Below are 26,174 nucleotides of genomic sequence, written 5' to 3'. Positions count from 1 at the left end.
GTTGACGACCTTAACAGGATCAAGCTGGGGAATGCTGATGGCTTACTCATACACTGAGAGAAAACGCATCCGTAAGGATTTCGGCAAATTGCCGCCGGTCATGGAATTGCCATACTTATTGGCTATTCAACTCGATTCATATCGAGAGTTTCTGCAAACCGATCAAGAACCTGCGGCGAGAAACGACGTTGGTCTTCACGCTGCGTTTAAGTCAGTGTTTCCAATCGAGAGTTACTCAGGCAGCGCTGCACTGGAGTACGTTAGCTACCGCATGGGTCAGCCGACGTTCGACGTAAAAGAGTGTCAGCAACGCGGTGTGACATACTCTGCACCACTGCGCGTAAAAGTACGTCTAATTATTTACGATAAAGACAGCCCTGCGCGTGCAATCAAAGATATTAAAGAACAAGAAGTGTTCATGGGCGAAGTGCCTCTGATGACCGAAAACGGCACTTTTGTGGTAAACGGCACTGAGCGTGTAATTGTTTCTCAGTTGCACCGTTCTCCTGGTGTGTTCTTTGATCATGACAAGGGTAAAACTCACTCTTCGGGCAAGCTATTGTTCTCGGCTCGCGTGATTCCTTACCGTGGTTCATGGTTGGATTTTGAGTTTGATCCTAAAGACAACGTATTTGTTCGTATCGACCGTCGTCGTAAATTGCCTGCAACCATTCTGTTGCGCGCACTCGACTACAGTAACGAAGAGATTTTAGACTTCTTCTTTGAAACCACTCGTTACACTAAAACGGGCGAAGGTTTCGAGATGGAGTTGGTTGCTGAACGTCTAAAAGGCGAATCGGCAACATTTGATATCAAAGACAATGATGGCAACGTCATTGTTGAATCTGGCCGTCGTGTAACAGCCAAACACGTTCGAGACTTGAAAAAAGCGAATGTGGATAAGCTACAGGTGCCGGAAGAATATGTAATTGGCAAAACGCTGGCCAAGGACATTATTGATTCAGCTACCGGCGAGGTAGTGGTTGCGTGTAATACCCAAATTACGACTGAAGTGCTAGAGCAGCTAGTTGCTGCGGGCGTTAATAGCTTTGACGTGCTGTACACCAATGATCTAGACCGTGGTGCTTACATCTCGGATACTTTGCGCCTAGATCCTACTTCTACGCGCTTAGAAGCACTAGTAGAAATCTATCGCATGATGCGCCCTGGTGAGCCGCCTACACAAGATTCGGCGGAAGCGCTTTTTGCCAACTTGTTCTTCTCGGATGAACGCTACGACCTGTCTAACGTTGGTCGTATGAAGTTCAACCGCCGCCTAATGCGCGATGAAGAAACGGGTCCAGGCACGCTGACCAAACAAGACATCATGGATGTGTTGAAAACATTAATCGATATCCGTAATGGCTACGGCACGGTTGATGATATTGACCACCTTGGTAACCGCCGTATTCGCTCAGTGGGTGAAATGGCTGAGAACCAATTCCGTGTTGGTTTGGTTCGTGTTGAGCGTGCGGTACGTGAGCGTCTATCTATGGCCGAAAGCGAAGGCCTAATGCCACAGGATCTGATCAACGCCAAGCCGGTTGCCGCAGCGATCAAAGAGTTCTTTGGTAGCTCGCAGTTGTCGCAGTTTATGGATCAGAACAACCCACTGTCGGAAGTAACGCACAAGCGTCGTGTATCGGCATTGGGCCCAGGTGGTCTAACGCGTGAGCGCGCAGGCTTTGAAGTACGTGACGTACACCCAACACACTATGGTCGTGTGTGTCCAATTGAGACCCCAGAAGGTCCAAACATTGGTCTAATTAACTCATTGGCAACTTATGCGCGTACCAACCGCTTTGGTTTCCTTGAGACGCCTTACCGCAAAGTTGAAGACGGTAAAGTAACAGACCAGATTGAATATCTATCAGCAATTGACGAGCTACAGCACGTTATTGCTCAGGCTAACGTTAAGTTAACTGAATCAGGTGATATTGCTGAAGACCTCGTGCAGGTTCGTGACCAAGGTGAATTCACCATGGCGCCAAAAGATCGCGTTCAGTATATGGACGTATCGCCTCGCCAGGTTGTATCGGTTGCGGCAGCATTGATTCCATTCCTCGAGCACGATGACGCCAACCGCGCATTGATGGGCTCGAACATGCAACGTCAAGCGGTACCAACGCTGCGCGCTGAGAAGCCAGTAGTAGGTACTGGTATTGAGCGAGCAGTGGCAGTGGACTCGGGTGTGTGTGTCGTCGCTAAGCGCGGTGGTGTAGTTCACAGTGTTGATGCTAGCCGTATCGTAGTACGTGCAAACGACGACGAGACAGAAGCTGGTGATGCGGGTGTAGATATCTACAACCTGACCAAGTACACCCGTTCGAACCAAAACACCTGTATCAACCAAAAAGCTTTGGTGAAGCAAGGTGACCTTGTTGTTCGTGGCGATGTAATGGCGGATGGTCCTTCTATCGACATGGGTGAGCTAGCGCTTGGTCAAAACATGCGCATCGCGTTCATGCCGTGGAACGGTTATAACTTTGAGGACTCGATCCTTATATCTGAACGTGTTGTTCAAGAAGATCGCTTCTCGACGATTCACATTCAAGAGTTCACCTGTACTGCACGTGACACCAAGCTTGGGCCAGAGGAAATCACTGCTGATATCCCTAACGTTGGTGAGTCTGCACTGTCTAAGCTGGACGAAAGCGGCATTGTTTATATTGGTGCTGAAGTAGGCCCTGGTGACATTCTTGTTGGTAAAGTAACGCCTAAGAGCGAAACTCAGCTAACACCAGAAGAAAAACTATTGCGTGCCATCTTTGGTGAAAAAGCGTCTGACGTAAAAGACTCGTCAATGCGCGTAAAAGGTAGCACTCGCGGTACGGTTATCGACGTGCAAACCTTTACTCGTGATGGTGTGCAGAAAGACCAGCGTGCACTAGATATCGAAAAAGCTGAACTAGATAAGTTCCGTACTGACCTGAAGATTGAGTTCCGCATCATTGAAGATGCAATTTACTCACGGCTACAGTCGGCACTGGTTGGTGCAGAGGTTGCCGGTGGTCCTGGTATCGCCAAAGGCGACAAGCTAACCGAGCAGTACCTTGAAAACCTAGATCGTAAAGAATGGTTCAAACTGCGACTAACGGATGAAGCACTAGCCGAACAGCTAGAGCTGAGCCAGAAGAAGCTAGAAGAAACCAAAGCTGAACATGAAGAGCGCTTTGAAGACAAGCGTCGTAAGCTGAACACTGGCGATGACCTGCAACCAGGTGTATTGAAAGTCGTTAAAGTTTACGTTGCGGTAAAACGTAAACTTCAGCCTGGTGACAAGATGGCAGGTCGTCACGGTAACAAGGGTGTTATTTCACAAATTGTTCCGGTAGAAGACATGCCTTATGACGCCAATGGTAACCCAGTAGACGTGGTGCTTAACCCGCTAGGTGTACCATCGCGCATGAACGTTGGTCAGATTCTGGAAACGCACCTAGGTGCTGCTGCGATGGGTCTAGGTGACCGTATCAATGAAATGATCCGCGACCAGAAAGAAGTAGCCGAGCTGCGTGAGTTCCTAGACCGCGTGTACAACACCACTGCACCTGGTTTTAACAAAGCTGATTTGGACTCGTTGAACGACGAAGAAGTCAAAGAGCTTGCTAATAACTTGCGCAAAGGTGTACCTGTGGCGACGCCGGTATTCGACGGCGCGAAAGAATCGGAAGTAAAAGATCTTCTTGAGTTGGCGGGACTGCCTCGCTCTGGTCAAGTACAGCTTACTGACGGTCGCACTGGTGAAGCGTTCGATCGTGAAACCACTGTTGGCTACATGTACATGCTGAAGTTGAACCACTTGGTAGACGATAAGATGCACGCTCGCTCTACCGGTTCATATAGCTTGGTTACTCAGCAGCCACTAGGTGGTAAAGCAATGTTTGGTGGTCAGCGCTTCGGTGAGATGGAGGTGTGGGCACTAGAAGCTTACGGTGCCGCCTTTACCTTGCAGGAAATGCTTACTGTTAAGTCGGATGACGTCAACGGTCGTACGAAGATGTACAAGAACATCGTTGATGGTGATCACCGTATGGAACCTGGTATGCCAGAATCATTTAACGTACTCGTTAAAGAGATTCGCTCACTGGGTATCGATATGGAACTGGAAAACGAACAGTAATACGGACCGCGGGCGGGCAAAGCCCGCCTCTCATAGTTTTGGAGTGAAAGCATGAAAGATTTGTTAGGTCTATTAAGACAGCAAACAAATGCAGAAGAGTTTGACGCGATCCGTATTGGTCTAGCGTCGCCAGAGATGATCCGCTCTTGGTCATTTGGTGAAGTGAAGAAGCCAGAAACCATCAACTACCGCACGTTCAAGCCTGAGCGTGATGGTTTGTTCTGTGCTCGTATTTTTGGTCCTGTGAAGGACTACGAGTGCTTGTGTGGTAAATACAAGCGCTTAAAGCACCGCGGTGTAATCTGTGAGAAATGTGGCGTTGAAGTAACACAGACGAAAGTTCGTCGTGAGCGCATGGGTCACATTGAACTTGCTGCACCGGTTGCCCACATTTGGTTCCTAAAATCATTGCCGAGCCGTATCGGTTTGATTTTGGACATGACGCTTCGTGATATTGAGCGCGTTCTTTATTACGAGAGCTTTGTGGTAACAGAGCCTGGCATGACTACCTTAGAAAAAGGCCAGCTCCTAACCGACGAAGAATACTATGATGCGATCGAAGAATTCGGTGATGAATTCGAAGCATTGATGGGTGCTGAAGCGGTAAAACGTTTGCTTGCCGACCTAGATATGGAAGGTGAGATTGAGCGTTTGCACGAAGAGATTCCTGCAACCAACTCAGAAACCAAGATCAAGAAGCTATCTAAGCGCCTTAAGTTACTAGAAGCCTTCCACCGTTCGGGCAATGATCCTACGTGGATGATCATGACAGTACTACCTGTACTGCCACCAGATCTTCGTCCGTTAGTACCGCTTGAAGGTGGTCGTTTTGCGACGTCTGATTTGAACGATCTATACCGTCGTGTGATCAACCGTAACAACCGTTTGAAGCGTCTACTTGAGCTTGCCGCCCCTGATATTATCGTGCGCAACGAAAAGCGCATGCTGCAGGAATCGGTTGATGCCTTGCTAGACAACGGCCGTCGTGGTCGTGCGATTACTGGTTCAAACCGTCGTCCACTTAAATCACTGGCCGACATGATTAAAGGTAAACAGGGTCGTTTCCGTCAGAACCTTTTAGGTAAGCGTGTTGACTACTCTGGCCGTTCAGTGATCGTAGTAGGTCCATCACTTCGCCTGCACCAGTGTGGTCTGCCGAAGAAGATGGCACTTGAGCTATTTAAGCCATTCATCTACAGCAAGCTGGAGCTACGTGGTCTAGCGACAACGATCAAAGCTGCTAAGAAGATGGTTGAGCGCGAAGAGCCAGTAGTATGGGATATCCTAGACGAAGTCATTCGTGAGCACCCAGTACTATTGAACCGTGCACCAACGCTGCACCGTTTGGGTATCCAGGCGTTTGAACCGGTACTAATTGAAGGTAAAGCGATTCAGTTGCACCCGCTAGTGTGTGCGGCTTACAACGCTGACTTCGACGGTGACCAAATGGCGGTACACATTCCACTGACGCTAGAAGCTCAGTTGGAAGCGCGTGCGCTAATGATGTCGACCAACAACGTACTCTCGCCAGCCAACGGTGATCCAATCATCGTACCTTCGCAAGACGTTGTATTGGGCTTGTACTGGATGACTCGTGATCGTGTGAACGATAAAGGCGAGGGCATGGTATTTGCCGATGCGCAAGAAGTAGAGCGTGCATACGGTGCTAAGCAAGTTGGTTTGCAGGCCAAAATTAAAGTTCGTATTCGCCAAGTAGAAATTACTGACGAAGGCGAGCGCATTGAAAAACTGTCGCTTGAAGAAACGACTGTGGGCCGTGTGTTGTTATTCAACATCTGTCCAGACGGTATGCCATTTGACATGGTGAACCAGTCGATGACTAAGAAAGCCATCTCTAAGCTGTTAGATGTGTGCTATCACCGTGTGGGTCTGAAAGAAACGGTTATCTTCGCCGACCAAGTAATGTACATGGGCTTCCGTTACGCGACGCGTTCGGGTTCATCGATTGGTGTGAACGACTTCGTTATTCCAGAAGCGAAAGCGTTAGAGCTTGAAAAAGCCGAAGCGGAAGTGGCGGAAATCGAAGACCAGTTTGCATCGGGCTTGGTAACACGCGGCGAGAAGTACAACAAAGTAATCGACATCTGGTCTCGTGCCAACGAGCAGGTTGCTAAGCGCATGATGGAAAACATCGGCAAAGAAGCTGTTGTTGACCGCGAAGGCAATGAAACAGAGCAGAAGTCGTTTAACTCAGTATTTATGTATGCCGACTCAGGTGCGCGTGGTTCTGCAACGCAGATTCGCCAGCTTGCAGGTATGCGTGGTCTGATGGCTAAGCCGGACGGCTCGATCATCGAAAACCCGATTAAAGCGAACTTCCGTGAAGGTCTATCGGTAGGTGAATACTTCATCTCAACCCACGGTGCGCGTAAGGGTCTTGCCGATACAGCACTAAAAACAGCGAACTCTGGTTACCTAACGCGTCGTCTGGTAGACGTAGCGCAAGACTTGGTAATTCGCGAAGTCGACTGTGGCACCGAAGATGGCGTGCTGTTAACGCCAGCGATTGACGGTGGTGACATCGTTGTATCACTAGGTGAGCAGATTGTTGGTCGTGTACCAGCCGTAGACATTGTTAAGCCAGGTACTGACGAAGTCATCGTGCCAGCTGGCGAAATGATGGATGAAAAGACCGTTGCGCTTGTAGAAGAGTCTGGCGTTGACGAAGTGCTCGTACGCTCGGCAATCACTTGTGAAACACGCCATGGTGTGTGCTCTAAGTGTTATGGTCGTGACCTTGCACGTGGTCACCTAGCGAACATCGGTGAAGCGGTTGGTATTATCGCAGCTCAGTCGATTGGTGAGCCTGGTACACAGCTAACGATGCGTACGTTCCACATTGGTGGTGCGGCATCGGCAAGCTCAGCGGTCGATAACGTTTCAGTGCGTAATGGCGGTAAAGTTCGTTTCCACAACATTAAAACGGTTGAACGTGAAAGTGGTGAGCTAGTAACCGTGTCGCGTTCTGGTGTGCTGGCGGTAACGGATGAACAAGGCCGTGAGCGTGAGCAATATAAACTGCCATACGGTGCAGCGCTTTCGGTGAAAGATGGCGATGCTGTAGAAGGCGGCCAGGTAGTGGCCAAATGGGATCCACACACCTCACCAATCGTCTCAGAGTCGACTGGTAAGGTGACGTTCGTTGGCATGGAAGAAGGTATTACCATCACCAAGAAGATGGATGCCATGACTGGTATGTCTACAATTGAAGTCATTCCATCAAAAGAGCGTTCATCTGCGGGTAAAGATCAGCGTCCAATGCTCAAGCTGGTTGATAGCAACGGCGAAGACGTGATTGGTGCTAATGGTCAGCCAGCGCAGGTAGTGTTGCCAGATGGTGCAACATTGAACCTAACCGACGGTGCTATGGTGAAAGTGGGTGATGTGCTGGCACGTGTTCCACAAGAAAGCTCAGGTAACAAAGATATTACCGGTGGTCTGCCACGTGTTGCTGACTTGTTCGAAGCGCGTAAGCCGAAGGAGTCAGCCATTCTTGCTGAAATCAGCGGTGTGGTGTCATTCGGTAAAGAGACCAAAGGCAAGAAGCGCTTGGTTATTACGCCGAAAGAAGGCGATACCTATGAAGAGCTAATTCCTAAATGGCGCCAGATCAACGTATTTGAAGGCGAGTCGGTAGAGAAGGGTGAGGTGATCTCTGATGGTCCACTAAACTCTCACGACATCCTGCGTGTACGTGGTGTGGAAGCCCTAGCGAAATATATTGTTGCTGAGATTCAGGAAGTATATCGCTTACAGGGTGTACCGATTAACGATAAGCACATCGAAGTAATCGTTCGTCAGATGTTGCGTAAAGTTAACATCTTGGATCCAGGTGATACCGCCTTCATCCAAGGCGAGCAAGCAGAATACGCTGCAGTGGTTGAAGAAAACCGCAAGATGGAAGCGGAAGGCAAAATGCCGGCTCGCTTCGAGCGTCAGTTGCTAGGTATTACGAAAGCGTCTTTGGCAACAGAATCATTCTTGTCGGCGGCATCGTTCCAAGAAACGACTCGCGTACTGACGGAAGGTGCTGTAACCGGCAAGCGCGATTACCTACGCGGCCTGAAAGAAAACGTAGTAGTGGGTCGTTTGATCCCGGCAGGTACTGGTTTGGCATACCACAATGAGCGTCGTAAGAAGAAAGAACAGCGTGCTCGTGGTGCGGATAAACCAGCAGCAATGTCGGCGTCGGATGTCGAAGCTGCACTAAGTGAAGCGTTGAACAAGTAATAAAGTTGAACGACTTCTCTTGACTAAATTTTCGCCGGTACATAGAATCCGCGGCCTCATGCTGCGGTTTCTTTTACCGGCGTGAATATTGAAGCAAAAAAAGAAGTGGAGAAAGTCTTAATGGCTACTATTAACCAGCTGGTTCGCAAGCCACGTAAGCGTAAGGTTGCTAAAAGCGACGTACCTGCGTTGGAAGCTTGCCCTCAGCGTCGTGGTGTATGTACTCGTGTATACACAACTACGCCTAAAAAACCTAACTCGGCACTACGTAAAGTATGTCGTGTACGCCTAACTAACAAATACGAAGTAACTTCGTACATTGGTGGTGAAGGTCACAACCTACAAGAGCACAGTGTTGTACTGATCCGTGGCGGTCGTGTAAAAGACTTGCCAGGTGTTCGTTACCACACAGTTCGTGGTGCATTGGACTGTTCAGGCGTTGCTGATCGTAAGCAAGGTCGTTCTAAGTACGGCGCAAAACGTCCTAAGTAATAGTTCAGTAGCACTACTCGATAAGAGTAAGGCCGAACGAATGTAATTGTTTCGGGTTTTCCTGAAGACCTAAAGTTTTAAAGGGGCTTATCATGCCAAGAAGAAGAGTTGTCGCTAAGCGCGAAGTACTGCCAGATCCTAAATTCGGTAGCCAGCGCCTGACTAAGTTCATCAACCGTCTTATGGTTGATGGTAAGAAATCTGTTGCTGAGCGTATTGTTTACAAGGCGCTTGACAAAATTACTGAGCGTTCTGACAAGCCAGCGTTAGAAACGTTCGAAGCAGCACTTGAAGCGGTTGCACCGCTTGTAGAAGTTAAAGCACGCCGTGTTGGTGGTGCAACTTACCAAGTGCCTGTTGAAGTTCGCCCTGCTCGCCGTGAAGCACTAGCTATGCGCTGGATTGTTGAAGCGGCTCGTAAGCGTGGCGAAAAGTCTATGGATCTACGTCTAGCGGGCGAGATTGCTGATGCTGTTGAAGCTAAAGGCGCGGCAATCAAGAAACGTGAAGACGTACACCGTATGGCGGAAGCTAACAAAGCTTTCTCTCACTACCGCTTCTAATATTCAGAGGACTGACTCGTGGCTCGCAAGACCCCAATCAACCGCTATCGCAACATCGGGATTTGTGCGCACGTTGATGCTGGTAAGACGACAACAACGGAACGCATTTTGTTCTACACAGGTTTGTCGCACAAAATCGGCGAGGTACATGATGGTGCGGCGACGATGGACTGGATGGAACAGGAGCAGGAGCGTGGTATTACCATCACGTCTGCTGCAACCACCTGTTTCTGGCGCGGCATGTCACAGCAATTCGATGAGCACCGCATCAATATCATTGATACACCAGGGCACGTAGACTTCACGATTGAAGTTGAGCGTTCTTTGCGTGTGCTCGATGGTGCGGTGGTTGTGTTGTGCGCCTCTTCAGGCGTACAGCCACAAACCGAAACGGTTTGGCGTCAAGCCAACCGTTACGAAGTTCCGCGCATGGTGTTTGTCAATAAAATGGACCGCACCGGTGCTGACTTCCTTCGTGTTGTTGACCAGATGAAACAGCGTCTGGGTGCGAATGCAGTTCCTCTACAATTGCCTATTGGCGCTGAAGATGATTTCAAGGGCGTGGTTGATCTAATTAAGATGAAAACCATCCTTTGGAATGAAGACGACCAAGGTATGACTTTCGAATACGGTGACATTCCTGCCGAAATGCAGGCGTCTGCCGAAGAGCATCGTGAACAACTTGTCGAGGCAGCTGCCGAGGCGAACGATGAGCTAATGAATAAATACCTGGACGAAGGCGAGTTAACCGAAGACGAGATCAAAGCTGGTTTGCGTGAGCGTACACTAGACAATGATATCGTTCTGGTTGCCGTTGGTTCAGCGTTTAAAAACAAAGGTGTGCAGGCTGTACTAGATTATGTAATCGAGTATTTGCCGTCACCGACAGAAGTAAAATCTATTCAAGGTCACTTGCTAGATAAAGACGAAACGGTTGCAGAGCGTCATGCAGACGATGAAGAGCCTTTCTCTGCGCTAGCATTTAAGATCGCTACCGACCCATTTGTGGGTACGTTGACGTTTGTGCGTGTTTACTCTGGTGTGCTAAATACCGGCGAAGCTGTTATGAATACAGTGAAAGGTAAGCGCGAGCGCATAGGTCGTATGGTGCAAATGCACGCTAATTCTCGTGAAGAGATTAAAGAAGTGCGTGCCGGCGACATTGTAGCGTTGATTGGTCTAAAAAATGTTACCACTGGTGACACCTTGTCCGACCAAAACAATCAGATCGTACTTGAACGAATGGACTTCCCTGAGCCAGTGATTCAGGTTGCTGTTGAGCCTCGCTCTCAAGCAGATCAGGAAAAAATGGGTGTTGCGCTAGGTAAGCTAGCTCAAGAGGATCCGTCTTTCCGTGTTCACACCGACGAAGAAACTGGCCAAACGATTATTGGTGGTATGGGTGAACTTCACCTAGATATCATTGTTGATCGTATGAAGCGGGAGTTTAAGGTGGAAGCAAACATTGGTGCGCCGCAGGTGTCGTACCGCGAGAAGATTCGCAAAGTATGCGAAATTGACTCTAAGTTTGCTCGCCAGTCTGGTGGCCGTGGCCAATATGGCCATGTAAAAGTTAAATTTGAGCCGTTCGTGCCGGAAGAGTCGACAGATGATTCTTTGATCTTTGTTAATGAGATCGTTGGTGGAACAGTTCCAAAAGAATACATCGGTTCTGTTGAAGCGGGTATCCGTGAACAAATGCAGAATGGTGTACTCGCGGGTTACCCGCTCCTGGGTCTGAAGGCTACTTTGTTTGATGGCTCATATCACGATGTTGACTCAAGCGAGATGGCGTTTAAGATTGCGGCATCGATGGCGGTGAAAAAGCTATCGGAGCAAGCGGATCCAGCGTTACTTGAGCCAATGATGAAGGTTGAAGTTGTCACTCCTGAAGATTACATGGGTGACGTGATGGGTGACCTGAACCGTCGACGCGGTACTGTATCCGGCATGGAAGACAGTCCGAGTGGCAAAATCATTGACGCGGAGGTGCCGCTAGCTGAGATGTTTGGCTATGCAACCGACTTGCGTTCGATGTCACAAGGTCGCGCATCTTACACGATGGAATTCGCTGCTTATGCTGAAGCGCCGAACAACATCGCTGAACAAGTTATTAAAAAAGCCTAAATGGTTAGCGCTAACTAAAGAGGAAATAAAATGGCTAAGGCTACTTTTGAGCGTAACAAACCGCACGTTAACGTTGGTACTATCGGTCACGTTGACCACGGTAAAACTACCCTAACTGCTGCACTTACTCGTGTATGTGCTGAAGTTTTCGGTGGCGAAGCACAAGCTTTCGACCAAATCGACAACGCTCCAGAAGAGCGTGAGCGTGGTATTACAATTTCTACTGCTCACGTTGAATACGATTCAGAAGCGCGTCACTACGCACACGTTGACTGCCCAGGTCACGCTGACTACGTTAAGAACATGATTACTGGTGCTGCTCAGATGGACGGCGCTATCCTAGTATGTTCTGCTGCAGACGGCCCAATGCCACAGACTCGTGAGCACATCCTGCTTTCTCGTCAGGTTGGTGTACCGTACATCGTAGTATTCCTAAACAAAGCTGACATGGTAGACGACGAAGAGCTACTTGAGCTAGTTGAAATGGAAGTACGTGACCTGTTGAACGAATACGACTTCCCAGGTGATGACACGCCAATCGTTATCGGTTCTGCACTGATGGCACTTGAAGGCAAAGACGACAACGAGATGGGTACTACTGCAGTAGCCAACCTTGTTAAGACTCTTGACGAGTACATCCCTGAGCCAGAGCGTGCGATTGACCAAGCGTTCCTAATGCCAATCGAAGACATCTTCTCTATCTCTGGTCGTGGTACTGTATGTACTGGCCGTGTAGAGCAGGGTGTGATCAAAGTTGGTGAAGAAGTTGAGATCGTTGGTATCCGCGAAACTCAAACTACTACCGTTACTGGTGTAGAAATGTTCCGTAAGCTTCTAGACGAAGGTCGTGCTGGTGAGAACATCGGTGCACTGATCCGTGGTCTGAAGCGTGACGAAGTTGAGCGTGGCCAAGTAATGGCTAAGCCAGGTTCGATCACTCCTCACACTAAGTTCGAATCAGAAGTTTACGTTCTGTCGAAAGAAGAAGGTGGTCGTCACACGCCATTCTTCAAAGGCTACCGTCCACAGTTCTACTTCCGTACAACTGACGTAACTGGTGCTTGTGAGCTTCCAGAAGGCGTAGAAATGGTTATGCCTGGTGACAACGTGAAAATGGTTGTTACGCTAATCAACCCAATCGCGATGGACGAAGGTCTACGTTTCGCGATCCGTGAAGGTGGCCGTACTGTAGGTGCGGGCGTTGTTGCTAAAATCATCGAATAATTCGATTAGCAATAATACTTTACGCAAAGGGGTGCTACGGCACCCCTTTTTAGTCTGTGAGGGTGTGCAAATTATGGTCAAAAATGTTTGACCAATGAATGAGCATCCTATACACTGCGCGTCCCTTTAACGGGATACCCATTGCTGTTTAACAAAGCTGGAGTTTTGGTCAAATGCAGAACCAGAAGATCCGCATCCGTTTGAAAGCGTTCGATCACAAGTTGATCGACACTTCAACGCAAGAGATCGTAGAAACTGCCAAGCGCACTGGTGCGCAGGTACGTGGTCCTATTCCACTGCCAACGCGTAAAGAGCGTTTCACTGTATTGGTTTCACCGCACGTTAACAAAGACGCGCGTGATCAATACGAACTTCGCACTCATAAGCGCATGCTTGACATCGTTGAGCCAACTGAAAAAACAGTTGAAGCACTTATGAAGCTGGATCTTGCTGCTGGTGTAGACGTTAAAATCGGTCTTAGCTAAGCGCAGGAAAAAGCTTGATGTAACACCCGAATAAGGTGGCCATAGCGGGTTGTAGCCCCGTACATTAAGAGGAAATATTATGTCATTAGGTCTGATTGGCCGTAAAGCTGGCATGACTCGCGTCTTCACAGAAGACGGTGCGTCGATTCCAGTTACGGTAATCGAAGCAGCGCCTAACCGCGTTGCACAAGTAAAAACAGTTGAAACCGACGGCTATGACGCTGTGCAGGTAACAGCTGGTTCAGTAAAAGCAAGCCGTGTTAGCAAGCCTGTTGCAGGTCACTTTGCTAAAGCTGGCGTAGAAGCTGGTTCAGTTACCGGTGAATTCCGTGTATCTGGCGCCGAGCTAAAAGCTGGTGATACGGTTTCTGTAGAAATCTTTGAAGCTGGCCAGATTGTAGACGTAACAGCTACATCTAAAGGTAAAGGCTTCCAAGGTGCTATCAAACGCCATAACTTCAGTGGTCAAGATAACACCCACGGTAACTCTCTATCTCACCGTGCACCTGGCTCTATTGGTCAGTGTCAAACTCCTGGACGTGTATTTAAAGGCAAAAAAATGGCCGGTCAAATGGGTAATAAGCGTGTAACCACGCAAAACCTAGAGATCGTTCGTGTAGATGCCGAGCGTAACCTGTTGCTAGTTAAAGGCGCAGTTCCAGGCGCACCAGGTGGCGATGTTGTCGTAAAACCAGCGGTAAAAGCGTAAGGAGTTAAGGTATGAATTTGAATATCGTAGGCTCTGGCAATACCGTTGAAGTTTCTGACGCGACTTTTGGTCGTGATTTCAACGAAGCGCTGGTGCATCAAGTAGTTACAGCTTATTTGGCAGCTGGTCGTCAAGGTACCAAAGCACAAAAGAACCGTGCAGCTGTATCTGGTGGCGGTAAAAAGCCATTCCGTCAAAAAGGCACTGGTCGTGCACGTGCAGGTACTATTCGTAGCCCTATTTGGGTTGGCGGTGGTAAAACATTCGCTGCAACGCCACGTGACTTCTCTCAGAAAGTTAACAAGAAAATGTATCGCGGCGCGATTGCATCAATCTTGTCTGAACTAGTTCGTCAAGAGCGTCTGATTGTTGTAGACGAAATCACTGTTGCTGAGCCAAAGACTAAAGCCTTCGTTGCTAAATTGAACGAGCTAGGCGCGTCTAACGCTTTGATCATCACTGATTCAGTAGATGAGAACTTGTTCCTGTCTTCACGTAACGTGCCACACGTATTCGTAACTGACACTGTTGGTGTAAACCCAGTGAACCTAGTTGCACACGAGAAGGTTCTGGTTACGACTGAAGCTCTGAAGAAAATCGAGGAGTCGTTAGCATGAACCAACAGCGTCTATACAAAGTTCTGCTTGGGCCTCACATCTCTGAGAAAGCAACCATCGTAGCTGATGGCAGCAACCAAGTTGTATTCCGCGTTACGCCAGATGCAACCAAAGAAGAAATCAAAGCAGCTGTAGAAAAGCTATTTGAAGTGAACGTAGTGTCTGTTCGCACTTTGGTGCAGAAAGGTAAAACTAAGCGCACTATGCGTGGTGTTGGTAAGCGTAACGATGTTAAAAAAGCATACGTGCGCCTAGCGGAAGGTCAGGAAATCGACTTCCTGAACTTTCAATAATCGGAGGTGAACCATGGCTATTCAGAAGGCTAAACCAACTTCAGCCGGTCGCCGCCATGTAGTGTCGGTTAAAAACGACGAACTACATAAAGGGCGCCCGTTTGCAGGGCTAGTAGAAAAAGGTCGTAAGACTGGTGGTCGTAACAACAACGGTCGCATTACTAGTCGTCACATTGGTGGTGGTCATAAGCGCCATTACCGTTTAATCGACTTCAAACGCAACAAAGATGGCATCCCAGGTGTTGTTGAGCGTTTGGAATACGATCCGAACCGTAGCGCACACATCGCACTGGTACTATACCGTGATGGTGAGCGTCGTTACATTATTGCTCCATCTGGTCTAAAAGCCGGCGATCCAGTTATTTCTGGTGAAGGCGCGCCAATTAAGCCAGGTAGTGCAATGCCGTTGCGTTCAGTACCGGTAGGTTCGGTGATTCACTGTGTTGAATTGAAACCTGGCAAGGGCGCACAGCTTGCCCGCTCAGCGGGGGCTTCAGCACAGCTAGTAGCACGTGAAGGTGCTTACGCCACAATCCGTCTGCGCTCAGGCGAGATGCGTCGCGTACTGGTAGATTGCCGTGCAACCATCGGCGAAGTAAGCAACAGCGAACACAGCCTACGTCAACTAGGTAAAGCTGGTGCGAGCCGTTGGCGCGGTGTGCGTCCATCAGTTCGTGGTGCTGCGATGAACCCGGTAGACCACCCACACGGTGGTGGTGAAGGTCGTTCATCAGGTGGCCGTCATCCGGTTACCCCATGGGGTGTACCGACCAAGGGTTATAAAACTCGTAAGAACAAGCGTACCGATAAGCTTATCGTACGTCGTCGTTCTGCGAAGTAATTTAGATAAGAGGAATAGGCTGTGCCACGTTCACTGAAAAAAGGTCCTTTCGTCGACCTTCATCTGTTGAAGAAGGTGGAGACTGCAATTGAGAAAGGTGAAAAGCGTCCGATCAAAACTTGGTCACGTCGCAGCACCATCTTCCCTGACTTTGTTGGGTTGACCATTGCAGTCCATAACGGACGTCAACATGTGCCTGTGTACATTACCGAAGATATGGTTGGTCACAAGCTCGGCGAATTTGCCCTGACACGTACGTTCAAGGGTCACATCGCCGACAAGAAGGCGAAGCGCTAAGGGGAATATGATGGAAACACAAGCTGTATATCGCGGTGCCCGTCTTTCAGCCCAGAAAGCTCGTCTGGTTGTTGACCAAATCCGTGGCAAATCGGTAGCGGACGCGTTAGATATTCTAACGTTCTCACCGAAGAAAGGTGCTCAGATTGTAAAGAAGACTTTGCTGTCAGCTGTAGCTAACGCAGAGAATAATCACGGCGCTGACATCGATGAGCTGAAAGTTTCAGCAACATTCGTTGACGAAGGTATGACTATGAAGCGTATCCGCCCACGTGCCAAAGGCCGTGCAGATCGCATTCTTAAGCGTACTTGCCACATTACGGTCAAGGTATCCGAGTAAAGGAGATTCCAAATGGGTCATAAAGTCCACCCTACGGGTATTCGCCTCGGCATCACCAAAGACCACAACTCTGTGTGGTATGCCGATAGCAAACAATACTCTCAGAAGCTACTGAGCGACATCGAAGTTCGTAGCTACTTAGAAAAGAAACTAGAGAAAGCATCTGTAAGCCGCATCGTTATTGCGCGTACAGAAGGCAACGCTAAAGTTACTATTCACACTGCTCGTCCGGGTATCGTGATTGGTAAAAAAGGCGAAGACGTTGAAAAGCTACGTCAAGATCTGGCTAAGCGTATGGGCGTTCCTGTTCATATCAATATCGAAGAAATTCGTAAGCCAGACCTAGACGCGAGATTGGTTGCGCAAAACGTTGCTCAGCAGTTAGAACGCCGCGTTATGTTCCGTCGCGCTACTAAGCGTGCCGTTCAAAATGCTATGCGTGCCGGCGCTGAAGGTATCAAGATCCAGGTTTCTGGTCGTCTAGGCGGCGCTGAAATCGCACGTGCTGAATGGGTACGTGAAGGTCGTGTACCATTGCACACACTGCGTGCAGACATCGATTACAACACTTACGAAGCTCACACCACTTACGGCGTGATCGGCGTTAAAGTGTGGATCTACAAAGGTGACATCCTTGGTGGTATCGATGAAGTACGTGCGCAGGCTGCTAAAGCTCCGAAAAAGAAATCTTCGAAGTAAGGAGTTAACAGATGCTGCAACCTAAACGTACAAAATTCCGCAAAGTTCAGAAAGGCCGCAACCGTGGTCTTGCTCAACGCGGTACCAAAGTAAACTTTGGTGAATACGGTCTAAAAGCGACTGGTCGTGCACGCATTACGTCTCGCCAGATCGAATCTGCTCGTCGTGCGATTAACCGTTGTGTTAAGCGTGGCGGTAAGATCTTTATCCGTGTGTTCCCTGACAAACCGATCACTTCTAAGCCATTAGAAGTACGTATGGGTAAAGGTAAGGGTAACGTTGAGTACTGGGTAGCTGAAGTTCGTCCAGGCAAAGTTCTGTACGAAATTGAAGGCGTATCTGAAGAGTTGGCTCGTGAAGCATTCTCTTTGGCTGCGGCGAAACTACCTGTTTCGACCACCTTCGTTAAGCGGACGGTAATGTAATGAAAGCACAAGAATTACGTGAAAAATCAGCTGAAGAACTAAATCAGCTGTTGCTGGACAAGCTTCACGAGCAATTCAAGCTGCGTATGCAGTTGACGACTCGTCAGCTAACGCAGACTCACTTGCTCAAGCAGGTCCGTAAAGATATCGCACGTATCAACACATTGCTGACAGAAAAGGCAGGTAACTAATATGGCTGAGCTAAAAGGTCGTACAGTGACTGGCCGTGTGGTCAGCAACAAAGGCGATAAGACCATCGTTGTTACTATCGAGCGTCGTGTTACACACCCGATCTACGGTAAAATCGTTAAGCGTTCAACTAAGTTGCACGCCCATGATGCCGAGAACGCGTGTAACGCAGGTGACTTGGTAACAATCCAAGAGTGTGCCCCAATTTCTAAAAAGAAAACGTGGACACTGGTTTCTATCGACGAGCGCGCTGCGAGCATTTAATGCTCGCGTTGCCCGCGTTACAATTGGGAGTTTGAGAAATGATTCAAACGCAAACCATTCTGGATGTTGCGGATAACAGCGGCGCGAAAAAAGTACAGTGTATTAAAGTACTTGGTGGCTCGCATCGTCGTTACGCGCGCATCGGCGACATCATTAAGGTGTCGGTAAAAGAAGCAATCCCTCGTGGCAAGGTCAAAAAAGGCCAAGTTATGGATGCGGTTGTGGTACGTACTAAATCAGGTGTACGTCGTCCGGATGGCTCTATCATCCGTTTTGATGTAAACTCTGCGGTTCTGCTTAATGCAAACCACGCGCCAGTAGGTACTCGTATTTTCGGGCCTATCACGCGTGAACTACGTACAGAAAAATTCATGAAAATCATTTCCCTGGCGCCGGAAGTACTGTAACTCAGTGCTAGACGGTAGCAGGAAGTGGAGATAAGACATGCGTAAATTTAGAACTGGTGACGAAGTGATCGTTATCGCGGGAAAAGACCGCGGTAAACGTGGTACTATCACCAAAGTTATTGCCGATGACACTAAAGGTCCTCGCTTTATCGTATCTGGTGTAAATCTTGTTAAGAAGCACCAGAAGCCAAACCCTCAGTTTGGTATTCAGGGTGGTATCGTAGAGAAGGAAGCATCAATTGCTGCTTCTAACGTTGCGATCTTTAACCCGGAAACTGGTAAAGGTGACCGTGTTGGCTTTAAGGTTCTTGAAGATGGCAAAAAAGTGCGCATCTTTAAGTCAACTCAAACTCAAGTTGGCGCTTAAGGAGCAATACGATGTCGAGATTGAAAGAACTCTACAAAGCTAAAGTTGTTGCTCAGCTGACTGAAGAGTTTGGCTACAAGAACGTTATGGAAGTACCAAAAATCACCAAAGTAACCCTAAACATGGGTGTTGGTGAAGGTGCGGCTGATAAGAAGCAGGTTGAAGCGGCTGTTGCAGATCTAGAGGCCATCACTGGTCAAAAGGTTGTAGTAACAAAAGCACGTAAATCTGTTGCAGGCTTCAAAATTCGTGAAGGCTGGCCAATCGGTTGTAAAGTGACGTTGCGCGGTGAGCGTATGTGGGAATTCCTTGACCGTTTGGTTGATATCTCACTACCTCGTGTACGTGACTTCCGTGGTATTTCACCAAAGAGCTTCGATGGTCGCGGTAACTACTCAATGGGTGTTCGTGAACAGATCATCTTCCCGGAAATTGAATACGAAAAAGTAGACAAGATCCGTGGTTTAGATATCACTGTTACGACAACCGCTAACACTAACGATGAAGGTCGCGCTCTGTTGAAGGGCTTGGACTTCCCGTTCAAAGGTTGAGGATAAGCTACCATGGCTAAGAACAGCATGAAGGCGCGTGAAGCGAAGCGCATTAAAACTGTCGCAAAATACGCAGAAAAACGCGCTGAATTGAAAGCAATCATTGCAAATCCTGCAACTTCAGAGGAAGATCTGTGGGCTGCGCAAGTTGCGCTTCAAAAACTGCCACGTAATGCAAGCCCAGTTCGCTTGCAGCGTCGTTGTCAAGTGACTGGTCGTCCGCACGCGGTTTACCGCAAGTTCGGTCTGTCACGCATCAAGTTACGGGAAGAAACCATGAAAGGTAACGTCCCAGGCTTGAAGAAAGCAAGCTGGTAATTACTAGCTTCCGTTTAAGCAAAACGGACAGGGCCGGGGTCATCGTACCCCGGCTACCGCGTTTCTGCTGAATTAATGAGGTTATACAATGAGTATGCAAGACACTCTTGCGGATATGTTCTCACGTATTCGCAATGCTCAGCGCGCAGGTAAAGCGGCTGTAGCTATGCCTTCTTCTAAAGTAAAGGTGTCAGTAGCTGAAGTTCTTAAGAACGAAGGTTACATAGGCGAGTTTACTGTTGAAGGTGAAACTAAGCCGGTATTGTCTATCGATCTGAAGTACTTCGAAGGCAAACCAGTAATCGAATCGATCAAACGCGTAAGCCGCCCAGGTCTACGTCAGTACAAAGGTGCTGATGAGCTACCTAAAGTATCTGGTGGTTTAGGTGTAGCGATCATCTCGACTTCTAAAGGCATGATGGCTGATCGTGATGCGCGTAAACAACGCATCGGCGGTGAAGTGATCTGCGAAGTATTCTAAGGAGGTCAAGATGTCTCGCGTAGCAAAAGCCCCGATTTCTCTACCATCAGGCGTAGAAGTTAAAGTCGACGGTCGTAACGTTAAAGTGAAAGGCGCTAAGGGCGAACTTGCTCTTGAATTGAATGCCAATGTAGACGTTGCAATTGAAGAAAATGTATTAAGTGTTAGCCCTCGTGACGGTGCTAAGTTCTCTCGTGCAATCGCTGGTACAACTCGCGCCCTGTTGAACAACATGGTGACTGGTGTATCTGCTGGTTTCGAGAAGAAGTTGCAGCTAAACGGTGTTGGTTACCGTGCTAAAGCAAGCGGCAACAGCGTTAACTTGTCTCTTGGTTTCTCTCACCCGGTTGACTATGCACTGCCAGAAGGCGTGACTGCTGAAACACCAAGCAACACTGAAATTGTTGTGAAGGGTATCGACAAGCAGAAAGTCGGTCAGGTAGCGGCTGAAATCCGTGAGTTCCGTCCACCTGAGCCATACAAAGGCAAAGGTATTCGTTACGCGGATGAATACGTTCGTCGTAAAGAAACTAAGAAGAAGTAAGGTAGGGCATAGAATATGAACGCTAAAAAGCAAGCACGTATTCGTCGTGCGACCCGCGCCCGCGCTAAAATTCGTGAGCTTGGTGAAGTTCGTTTGTGCGTCAACCGTACTCCTCGCCATATCTACGCTCAAATCATCTCAGCTGAAGGTGATAAAGTATTAGCGACTGCGTCAACAGTAGAAAAAGATCTACGTGCTGATGCAACAGGCAACATTGAAGCGGCCAAGAAAGTAGGTGCATTGATTGCTGAGCGTGCGAAAGCTGCTGGCATCGAAAAAGTTGCATTTGACCGCTCTGGTTACAAGTATCATGGTCGTGTTCAAGCGTTGGCAGATGCCGCGCGTGAAAGCGGTCTGCAGTTCTAAGGGGTCGTGATCATGGCGAATAACGAACAACAGCAATCTGAATTGCAAGAGAAGTTAGTCCAAGTTAACCGCGTTGCTAAAGTGGTTAAAGGTGGTCGTATCTTCGGTTTCACAGCTTTGATGGTAGTTGGCGATGGCAATGGCCGCGTTGGCTTCGGTCGTGGTAAAGCGAAAGAAGTACCTGTTGCAATTCAAAAAGCAACTGATCAAGCGCGTCGTAACATCATTAATGTTGCGATCACAAACAACACGCTTCAGTACCCTGTAAAAGCACGTCACGGTGGTTCTAAGGTCTACATGCAGCCAGCATCGGAAGGTACTGGTGTAATTGCCGGTGGTGCAATGCGTGCGGTTCTTGAAATGGCTGGCGTACAAAACGTACTGGCTAAGTGCTATGGCTCAACAAACCCGATCAACATCGTTCGCGCGACGTTCAAGGGCTTGCAGCACATGCGCTCTCCAGAAGGCGTTGCAGCTAAGCGTGGCAAATCTGTAGAAGATATCCTGGGGTAAGTCATGGCTAACAAAACATTGAAAGTCGAGCTGTTTCGCAGCCCTATCGCTACTCAGCCTAAGCACAAGCTATGTGTAAAAGGTTTGGGTCTTCGCAAAATTGGCCAAGTACGCGAACTTGAAGACACGCCATCAGTACGTGGCATGATCAACAAAGTTAGCTACATGGTTCGTGTAGTAGGAGAGTAATGATGTTTTTGAATACTCTTAGCCCTCAGGATGGTTCTAAGCCGTCTGGCAAGCGTGTTGGCCGTGGTATTGGCTCTGGTCTAGGTAAGACTGGTGGTCGTGGTCACAAAGGTCAAAAATCACGTTCAGGCGGTAAAGTACGTCGTGGTTTTGAAGGTGGTCAGATGCCACTACAACGTCGTCTTGGTAAGTGGGGTTTTACCTCGCGCATGGCGGCGACAACTGCAGAAGTTCGTTTGCACGAACTTGCTCTTGTTGGCACTGATGTAGTAGACCTAGCTGCTTTGAAAGCGGCTGACATTGTTAACGAAGCAACTAAGCGTGCTCGTGTTATCAAGTCAGGTGAGCTGACCAAAGCTGTAACAGTTAAAGGTCTGAAAGTGACTAAAGGCGCTCGTGAAGCAATTGAAGCTGCGGGCGGCAAAGTAGAGGAATAATTCAATGGCTAAGCAAGGATCACAACCAAGTGGTCAGCAGGGTGCCGTATCAGGCGAGTTAGTATCTCGTCTGTTGTTCGTACTCGGTGCATTCTTGGTATACCGTATTGGCGCGCATATTCCGGTTCCTGGCGTTAATCCAGAGTCAATGAGCCAGTTTTTTGAGCGTAACTCCGACACCATCCTTAGCATGTTTAACATGTTCTCAGGGGGTGCTTTGGAGCGCATGAGTATCTTGGCGCTCGGCATCATGCCGTATATCAGTGCTTCGATCATCATGCAGCTGCTAACGGTAGTGAGTCCGCAGCTTGAGCAATTGAAAAAAGACGGTGAGGCCGGCCGACGTAAAATGACCCAGTACACGCGCTACGGCACGTTAGTACTGGCCATAATCCAGTCGTTTGGTATCGCAGTGGGTCTAGCTAGTCAGGGCATCGCTTTCTCGAATGTAGATGGTGTTGTTGGTTGGGACTTCTACTTCGTAGCAGTTGTAACGCTGTCTAGCGGTACCATGTTTATGATGTGGCTAGGTGAGCAAATCACCGAGCGCGGCATCGGCAACGGTATTTCAATGTTGATTTTCGCTAGTATCGTGGCGAGTCTTCCGTCAGCGATCAACCAAGGTTTCACCTTGGCCCGCGAAGGATCAATCAACTACCTATTGTTGTTAGGTCTAACCGCATTCGCTTTTGTTGTGGTGATGGTGATTGTATTTATCGAGCGCATGCAGCGTCGTATTACAATTAACTACGCCAAGCGTCAGCAAGGCCGGGTTGCGTTTGCGCAGCCTAGCAGCCATTTGCCGCTTAAACTCAACATGGCGGGTGTGATCCCAGCGATTTTCGCATCTAGCTTACTATTGTTCCCAGCTTCGGTTGGTAACTGGTTTGGCAATAGCGAAGGCTTAGCTTGGATGCAGGATCTAGCAGCGCTGCTCGCTCCGAATCAGCCACTTTATATCGTGCTGTTCTCGGCGGCGATCGTCTTCTTCTGTTATTTCTATACTGCTGTCACTTTCAATCCTAAGGATATTGCTGAGAACCTTAAACGTTCTGGAGCATTTATCCCAGGTATTCGTCCGGGTGAGCAGACGTCACGCTACATTGATGGTGTGACAGCGCGTCTAACGTTCTTTGGCGCGATATATATCGCGGTAGTGTCTTTGGCGCCACAGGCGCTGGTTGTGGCCGCAGGTGCGCCATTCCAGTTCGGTGGTACGTCGGTGTTGATTGTTGTAGTAGTGGTCATGGACTTCATGGCACAGGTGCAGAGTCATATGATGAGCCAGCAGTATGCTTCGCTGATGAAAAAGTCGGGTCAGAAAGGTATGGGCGGCGCTGGCGGTTTGCTTCGCTAATAGCCCAATAGGAGATTGCAATGAAAGTTCGTGCATCGGTTAAAAAAATGTGCCGTAACTGCAAAGTTATTCGTCGTAACGGTGCAGTGCGCGTGATCTGTCCTACAGATCCTAAGCACAAACAAAGACAAGGTTAATTGTCTTAGGCTACTTGATTTTTTTTCGAGTAGCCTTTATTCTTTCGCGCCCTTCATGAACGCGAAAGTTATTTTGTGAGTCGTGAAGGCTCGCTGAAGATATTCCAAGTGAACGGAGTAAATAAATGGCCCGTATAGCTGGTGTCAACATCCCTGACAACAAGCACGCGGTAATTTCGCTAACATACGTATTCGGTGTAGGCCGTACACGTGCGAAAGCGATCTGTGCTGCTGCAGGTGTTGCAGAGACAACTAAGATCGGCGAACTAGATGAAGCCACTTTGGACGTATTACGTACAGAGGTTGGCAAGTTTACTGTTGAGGGTGACCTACGTCGCGAAGTTCAGATGAACATCAAACGTTTGATGGATCTGGGCTGCTACCGCGGTATTCGTCACCGTCGTGGTCTACCATTACGTGGACAGCGCACTAAGACAAACGCGCGTACTCGTAAAGGCCCAGTGAAACCTATTCGTCGCTAAATTTTAACTATTTCTTTATAGGAAATCGAAGATGGCAAAGCCAGGTACGAACCGGTCGCGCAAAAAGGTGAAAAAGCAGGTAGCTGACGGTGTTGCACACGTCCATGCTTCTTTCAATAACACCATCGTGACCATCACGGACCGCCAAGGCAACGCCCTGAGTTGGGCAACAGCTGGTGGCTCGGGTTTCCGTGGTTCTCGTAAGAGCACCCCGTTCGCAGCACAGGTTGCTGCCGAGCGTGCAGGTCAAACCGCACAAGAGTACGGTGTCAAGAATCTTGACGTACGTGTAAAAGGTCCTGGACCAGGTCGTGAATCGGCGGTTCGCGCACTGAACGGCTTGGGTTTTAAAATCCAAAGCATTTCAGACGTTACGCCTATTCCACACAACGGCTGTCGTCCACCTAAGAAACGCCGCGTATAAGGAGTCGGATTCATGGCACGTTACCTTGGTCCAAAGTGTAAATTGTCTCGCCGCGAAGGCACTGATCTTTTCTTGAAGAGCGGTGTTCGCGCATTAGACACAAAATGTAAACTGGAAGCTGCCCCAGGCCAGCACGGCGCGCGTCGCGGTCGTTTGTCTGACTACGGCCTTCAGTTACGTGAAAAACAAAAGGTTCGTCGTATTTACGGTGTGCTTGAAAAGCAGTTCCGTAGCTACTACAAAGAAGCTGCGCGCCTAAAAGGTGCGACAGGTGAGAACCTTCTGAAATTGCTGGAAACACGTTTAGACAACGTTGTTTACCGTATGGGTTTTGGCTCAACTCGCGCAGAATGCCGCCAGTTGGTAAGCCATAAAGCGATTCTGGTTAACGGTAATGTGGTCAACGTACCATCTTACAATGTTAAGCCGGGTGATGTCGTTTCCGTACGTGAAAAGGCCCAGAATCAATTGCGTGTTGCCAACGCGCTTGAGCTGGCTGCTAACCGTGCTCCGGTAAACTGGGTAGAAGTTGATAGCAAGAAGAAGACTGGTACTTTCAAGGCTGCGCCTGAACGTATCGATCTGCCAGCAGATATCAACGAAAACCTGATCGTGGAACTCTACTCCAAGTAATAACACTGCTTAATTTAGGGGCATCTATGCAGCGTTCAGCAAATGACTTTCTGAGTCCTAAACACATTGATGTGAAGGAAATCAGCAAAACCCACGCAAAAGTGACACTTGAGCCACTCGAGCGTGGCTTCGGTCACACGTTAGGTGCGGCATTGCGTCGTATCTTGTTGTCATCCATGCCGGGTGCAGCAATCGTTGAAGTTGAGATCGAAGGCGTTCAACACGAGTACAGTGCGCTGGAAGGCGTGCAGGAAGATGTACAAGATATCCTGCTAAACCTTAAAGGCGTTGCGATCAAACTCTTTGAGCGCGAAGAAGCGACGTTAACACTCAGCAAGCAAGGCGCTGGCGCTGTAACAGCGGGTGACATCACTACCGACCATGGTGTTGAAGTGGTAAATCCTGAGCATGTTATTTGTCACATGGGTGACAATGGCAAGCTGAACATGACCATTAAGATCCAAATGGGTCGTGGTTATGTTCCTGCAGAAGCCCGCAGTGTTGGTGAAGATGAGACCCGAGCTATCGGAAAACTGCAGCTTGATGCATCTTTCAGCCCTGTTCGCCGTGTAGCGTACGTGGTTGATAGTGCACGTGTCGAGCAACGTACAGACCTCGACAAGCTAATTCTCGACATTGAGACAAACGGTACCATCGATCCTGAAGAGGCTATCCGCCGTTCAGCAACCATTTTGCAGCAACAGCTAGCAGCTTTCGTCGATTTCGAAAGTGAAGCGGAAACTGCAGAGGAAGAAGAAGAAGATCAAATCGATCCAATTCTACTTCGTCCGGTCGACGACCTTGAGCTAACAGTTCGTTCAGCGAACTGCTTGAAAGCCGAGAACATTTACTACATTGGTGACCTGATTCAGCGCACCGAAGTAGAGCTGTTGAAGACTCCTAACCTAGGTAAGAAGTCGCTAACAGAAATTAAAGATGTACTCGCGTCTAAAGGTCTGTCATTGGGCATGGTGCTAGAGAACTGGCCACCAGCTAGCCTGAAGAAAGACGATAAGGTCCTGTCTTAACCTG

Annotated in this window: 33 protein-coding genes; all 33 read left to right on the top strand. The window is 48.7% G+C overall.

What is annotated here, in order from left to right:
• The first annotated feature begins 37 nt into the window (after positions 1 to 37).
• The 33 genes from rpoB (at position 38) to DUW71_RS02780 (ending at position 26,170) form a co-directional block, all read left to right on the top strand.
• Positions 38 to 4,120: a DNA-directed RNA polymerase subunit beta gene (gene rpoB, locus DUW71_RS02940; RefSeq protein ID WP_119393839.1), complete on the top strand. Its 4,083-nt coding sequence runs from the start codon at positions 38 to 40 to the stop codon at positions 4,118 to 4,120.
• Between the two features lie 51 nt (positions 4,121 to 4,171).
• The gene (gene rpoC, locus DUW71_RS02935; RefSeq protein WP_119393744.1) at positions 4,172 to 8,371 is read left to right on the top strand and encodes a DNA-directed RNA polymerase subunit beta'; all 4,200 of its coding nucleotides are present in this window, start codon (positions 4,172 to 4,174) and stop codon (positions 8,369 to 8,371) included.
• A 120-nt stretch (positions 8,372 to 8,491) separates the two neighbouring features.
• Positions 8,492 to 8,863: a 30S ribosomal protein S12 gene (gene rpsL / locus DUW71_RS02930; protein ID WP_119393743.1), complete on the top strand. Its 372-nt coding sequence runs from the start codon at positions 8,492 to 8,494 to the stop codon at positions 8,861 to 8,863.
• A gap of 92 nt (positions 8,864 to 8,955) precedes the next feature.
• Positions 8,956 to 9,426 (top strand): 30S ribosomal protein S7, encoded by a 471-nt coding sequence (gene rpsG / locus DUW71_RS02925; RefSeq protein WP_119393742.1) that lies wholly within the window; start codon positions 8,956 to 8,958, stop codon positions 9,424 to 9,426.
• 18 nt (positions 9,427 to 9,444) lie between these two features.
• Positions 9,445 to 11,553: an elongation factor G gene (gene fusA, locus DUW71_RS02920; RefSeq protein ID WP_119393741.1), complete on the top strand. Its 2,109-nt coding sequence runs from the start codon at positions 9,445 to 9,447 to the stop codon at positions 11,551 to 11,553.
• Positions 11,554 to 11,583: 30 nt separating this feature from the next.
• A complete protein-coding gene (tuf, locus tag DUW71_RS02915; RefSeq protein ID WP_119393740.1) occupies positions 11,584 to 12,777 on the top strand; it encodes an elongation factor Tu in 1,194 nt (397 codons plus the stop codon).
• A 173-nt stretch (positions 12,778 to 12,950) separates the two neighbouring features.
• Positions 12,951 to 13,262, top strand: coding sequence for a 30S ribosomal protein S10 (gene rpsJ, locus DUW71_RS02910; RefSeq protein WP_119393739.1), 312 nt, complete (start codon positions 12,951 to 12,953; stop codon positions 13,260 to 13,262).
• Positions 13,263 to 13,341: 79 nt separating this feature from the next.
• Entirely contained in the window at positions 13,342 to 13,971 is a 630-nt protein-coding gene (gene rplC, locus DUW71_RS02905; protein ID WP_119393738.1) for a 50S ribosomal protein L3, read from the top strand.
• An 11-nt stretch (positions 13,972 to 13,982) separates the two neighbouring features.
• The gene (gene rplD, locus DUW71_RS02900; RefSeq protein WP_119393737.1) at positions 13,983 to 14,588 is read left to right on the top strand and encodes a 50S ribosomal protein L4; all 606 of its coding nucleotides are present in this window, start codon (positions 13,983 to 13,985) and stop codon (positions 14,586 to 14,588) included.
• Positions 14,585 to 14,881: a 50S ribosomal protein L23 gene (gene rplW, locus DUW71_RS02895; RefSeq protein WP_119393736.1), complete on the top strand. Its 297-nt coding sequence runs from the start codon at positions 14,585 to 14,587 to the stop codon at positions 14,879 to 14,881. The genes rplD and rplW overlap by 4 nt, the downstream gene beginning before the upstream one ends.
• Before the next feature lie 13 nt (positions 14,882 to 14,894).
• Entirely contained in the window at positions 14,895 to 15,722 is an 828-nt protein-coding gene (gene rplB / locus DUW71_RS02890; RefSeq protein ID WP_119393735.1) for a 50S ribosomal protein L2, read from the top strand.
• Between the two features lie 21 nt (positions 15,723 to 15,743).
• Entirely contained in the window at positions 15,744 to 16,019 is a 276-nt protein-coding gene (gene rpsS / locus DUW71_RS02885; protein ID WP_119393734.1) for a 30S ribosomal protein S19, read from the top strand.
• A gap of 10 nt (positions 16,020 to 16,029) precedes the next feature.
• A complete protein-coding gene (gene rplV, locus DUW71_RS02880; protein WP_119393733.1) occupies positions 16,030 to 16,359 on the top strand; it encodes a 50S ribosomal protein L22 in 330 nt (109 codons plus the stop codon).
• Between the two features lie 12 nt (positions 16,360 to 16,371).
• Complete coding sequence (gene rpsC, locus DUW71_RS02875) at positions 16,372 to 17,058, top strand: 30S ribosomal protein S3 (protein WP_119393732.1); 687 nt, start codon at positions 16,372 to 16,374, stop codon at positions 17,056 to 17,058.
• A gap of 11 nt (positions 17,059 to 17,069) precedes the next feature.
• On the top strand, positions 17,070 to 17,483 hold the full coding sequence (gene rplP / locus DUW71_RS02870) for a 50S ribosomal protein L16 (protein WP_119393731.1): 414 nt from the start codon (positions 17,070 to 17,072) through the stop codon (positions 17,481 to 17,483).
• Positions 17,483 to 17,674, top strand: a complete 192-nt coding sequence (gene rpmC / locus DUW71_RS02865) for a 50S ribosomal protein L29 (RefSeq protein ID WP_119393730.1) — start codon at positions 17,483 to 17,485, stop codon at positions 17,672 to 17,674. Before rplP ends, rpmC begins: the two co-directional genes overlap by 1 nt.
• 1 nt (position 17,675) lies before the next feature.
• A complete protein-coding gene (gene rpsQ, locus DUW71_RS02860; RefSeq protein ID WP_119393729.1) occupies positions 17,676 to 17,936 on the top strand; it encodes a 30S ribosomal protein S17 in 261 nt (86 codons plus the stop codon).
• A 38-nt stretch (positions 17,937 to 17,974) separates the two neighbouring features.
• Positions 17,975 to 18,343: a 50S ribosomal protein L14 gene (gene rplN / locus DUW71_RS02855; RefSeq protein WP_119393728.1), complete on the top strand. Its 369-nt coding sequence runs from the start codon at positions 17,975 to 17,977 to the stop codon at positions 18,341 to 18,343.
• Between the two features lie 37 nt (positions 18,344 to 18,380).
• On the top strand, positions 18,381 to 18,710 hold the full coding sequence (gene rplX, locus DUW71_RS02850) for a 50S ribosomal protein L24 (protein WP_119393727.1): 330 nt from the start codon (positions 18,381 to 18,383) through the stop codon (positions 18,708 to 18,710).
• Positions 18,711 to 18,721: 11 nt separating this feature from the next.
• Complete coding sequence (gene rplE, locus DUW71_RS02845; protein ID WP_119393726.1) at positions 18,722 to 19,261, top strand: 50S ribosomal protein L5; 540 nt, start codon at positions 18,722 to 18,724, stop codon at positions 19,259 to 19,261.
• A gap of 12 nt (positions 19,262 to 19,273) precedes the next feature.
• Entirely contained in the window at positions 19,274 to 19,579 is a 306-nt protein-coding gene (gene rpsN / locus DUW71_RS02840) for a 30S ribosomal protein S14 (RefSeq protein ID WP_119393725.1), read from the top strand.
• Between the two features lie 88 nt (positions 19,580 to 19,667).
• Positions 19,668 to 20,060, top strand: a complete 393-nt coding sequence (gene rpsH / locus DUW71_RS02835; RefSeq protein WP_119393724.1) for a 30S ribosomal protein S8 — start codon at positions 19,668 to 19,670, stop codon at positions 20,058 to 20,060.
• A 10-nt stretch (positions 20,061 to 20,070) separates the two neighbouring features.
• The gene (gene rplF / locus DUW71_RS02830; protein ID WP_119393723.1) at positions 20,071 to 20,604 is read left to right on the top strand and encodes a 50S ribosomal protein L6; all 534 of its coding nucleotides are present in this window, start codon (positions 20,071 to 20,073) and stop codon (positions 20,602 to 20,604) included.
• A 15-nt stretch (positions 20,605 to 20,619) separates the two neighbouring features.
• Positions 20,620 to 20,970, top strand: coding sequence for a 50S ribosomal protein L18 (gene rplR, locus DUW71_RS02825; RefSeq protein WP_119393722.1), 351 nt, complete (start codon positions 20,620 to 20,622; stop codon positions 20,968 to 20,970).
• Between the two features lie 12 nt (positions 20,971 to 20,982).
• The gene (rpsE, locus tag DUW71_RS02820; RefSeq protein WP_119393721.1) at positions 20,983 to 21,483 is read left to right on the top strand and encodes a 30S ribosomal protein S5; all 501 of its coding nucleotides are present in this window, start codon (positions 20,983 to 20,985) and stop codon (positions 21,481 to 21,483) included.
• A gap of 3 nt (positions 21,484 to 21,486) precedes the next feature.
• Positions 21,487 to 21,672 (top strand): 50S ribosomal protein L30, encoded by a 186-nt coding sequence (gene rpmD / locus DUW71_RS02815; protein WP_119393720.1) that lies wholly within the window; start codon positions 21,487 to 21,489, stop codon positions 21,670 to 21,672.
• A 2-nt stretch (positions 21,673 to 21,674) separates the two neighbouring features.
• On the top strand, positions 21,675 to 22,109 hold the full coding sequence (gene rplO, locus DUW71_RS02810) for a 50S ribosomal protein L15 (RefSeq protein WP_119393719.1): 435 nt from the start codon (positions 21,675 to 21,677) through the stop codon (positions 22,107 to 22,109).
• 4 nt (positions 22,110 to 22,113) lie between these two features.
• Positions 22,114 to 23,466 carry a preprotein translocase subunit SecY gene (gene secY, locus DUW71_RS02805; RefSeq protein WP_119393718.1) on the top strand — a complete coding sequence of 451 codons (1,353 nt, stop codon included), beginning with the start codon at positions 22,114 to 22,116 and terminating at the stop codon, positions 23,464 to 23,466.
• A 20-nt stretch (positions 23,467 to 23,486) separates the two neighbouring features.
• On the top strand, positions 23,487 to 23,603 hold the full coding sequence (rpmJ, locus tag DUW71_RS02800; RefSeq protein ID WP_119393717.1) for a 50S ribosomal protein L36: 117 nt from the start codon (positions 23,487 to 23,489) through the stop codon (positions 23,601 to 23,603).
• A gap of 125 nt (positions 23,604 to 23,728) precedes the next feature.
• Positions 23,729 to 24,085 carry a 30S ribosomal protein S13 gene (gene rpsM / locus DUW71_RS02795; RefSeq protein WP_119393716.1) on the top strand — a complete coding sequence of 119 codons (357 nt, stop codon included), beginning with the start codon at positions 23,729 to 23,731 and terminating at the stop codon, positions 24,083 to 24,085.
• 31 nt (positions 24,086 to 24,116) lie between these two features.
• Complete coding sequence (gene rpsK, locus DUW71_RS02790; protein ID WP_119393715.1) at positions 24,117 to 24,509, top strand: 30S ribosomal protein S11; 393 nt, start codon at positions 24,117 to 24,119, stop codon at positions 24,507 to 24,509.
• A 12-nt stretch (positions 24,510 to 24,521) separates the two neighbouring features.
• The gene (rpsD, locus tag DUW71_RS02785) at positions 24,522 to 25,142 is read left to right on the top strand and encodes a 30S ribosomal protein S4 (protein WP_119393714.1); all 621 of its coding nucleotides are present in this window, start codon (positions 24,522 to 24,524) and stop codon (positions 25,140 to 25,142) included.
• A gap of 26 nt (positions 25,143 to 25,168) precedes the next feature.
• Entirely contained in the window at positions 25,169 to 26,170 is a 1,002-nt protein-coding gene (locus tag DUW71_RS02780) for a DNA-directed RNA polymerase subunit alpha (protein ID WP_119393713.1), read from the top strand.
• Positions 26,171 to 26,174 lie beyond the last annotated feature (4 nt).

Origin of the sequence: Salinibius halmophilus (assembly GCF_003577475.1) — a bacterium.
GTDB classification, from domain to species: Bacteria; Pseudomonadota; Gammaproteobacteria; order Pseudomonadales; family Natronospirillaceae; genus Salinibius; species Salinibius halmophilus.
The sequence above is the reverse complement of the archived record's forward strand: the minus strand, read 5'-3'. Positions and strand labels throughout refer to the sequence as shown.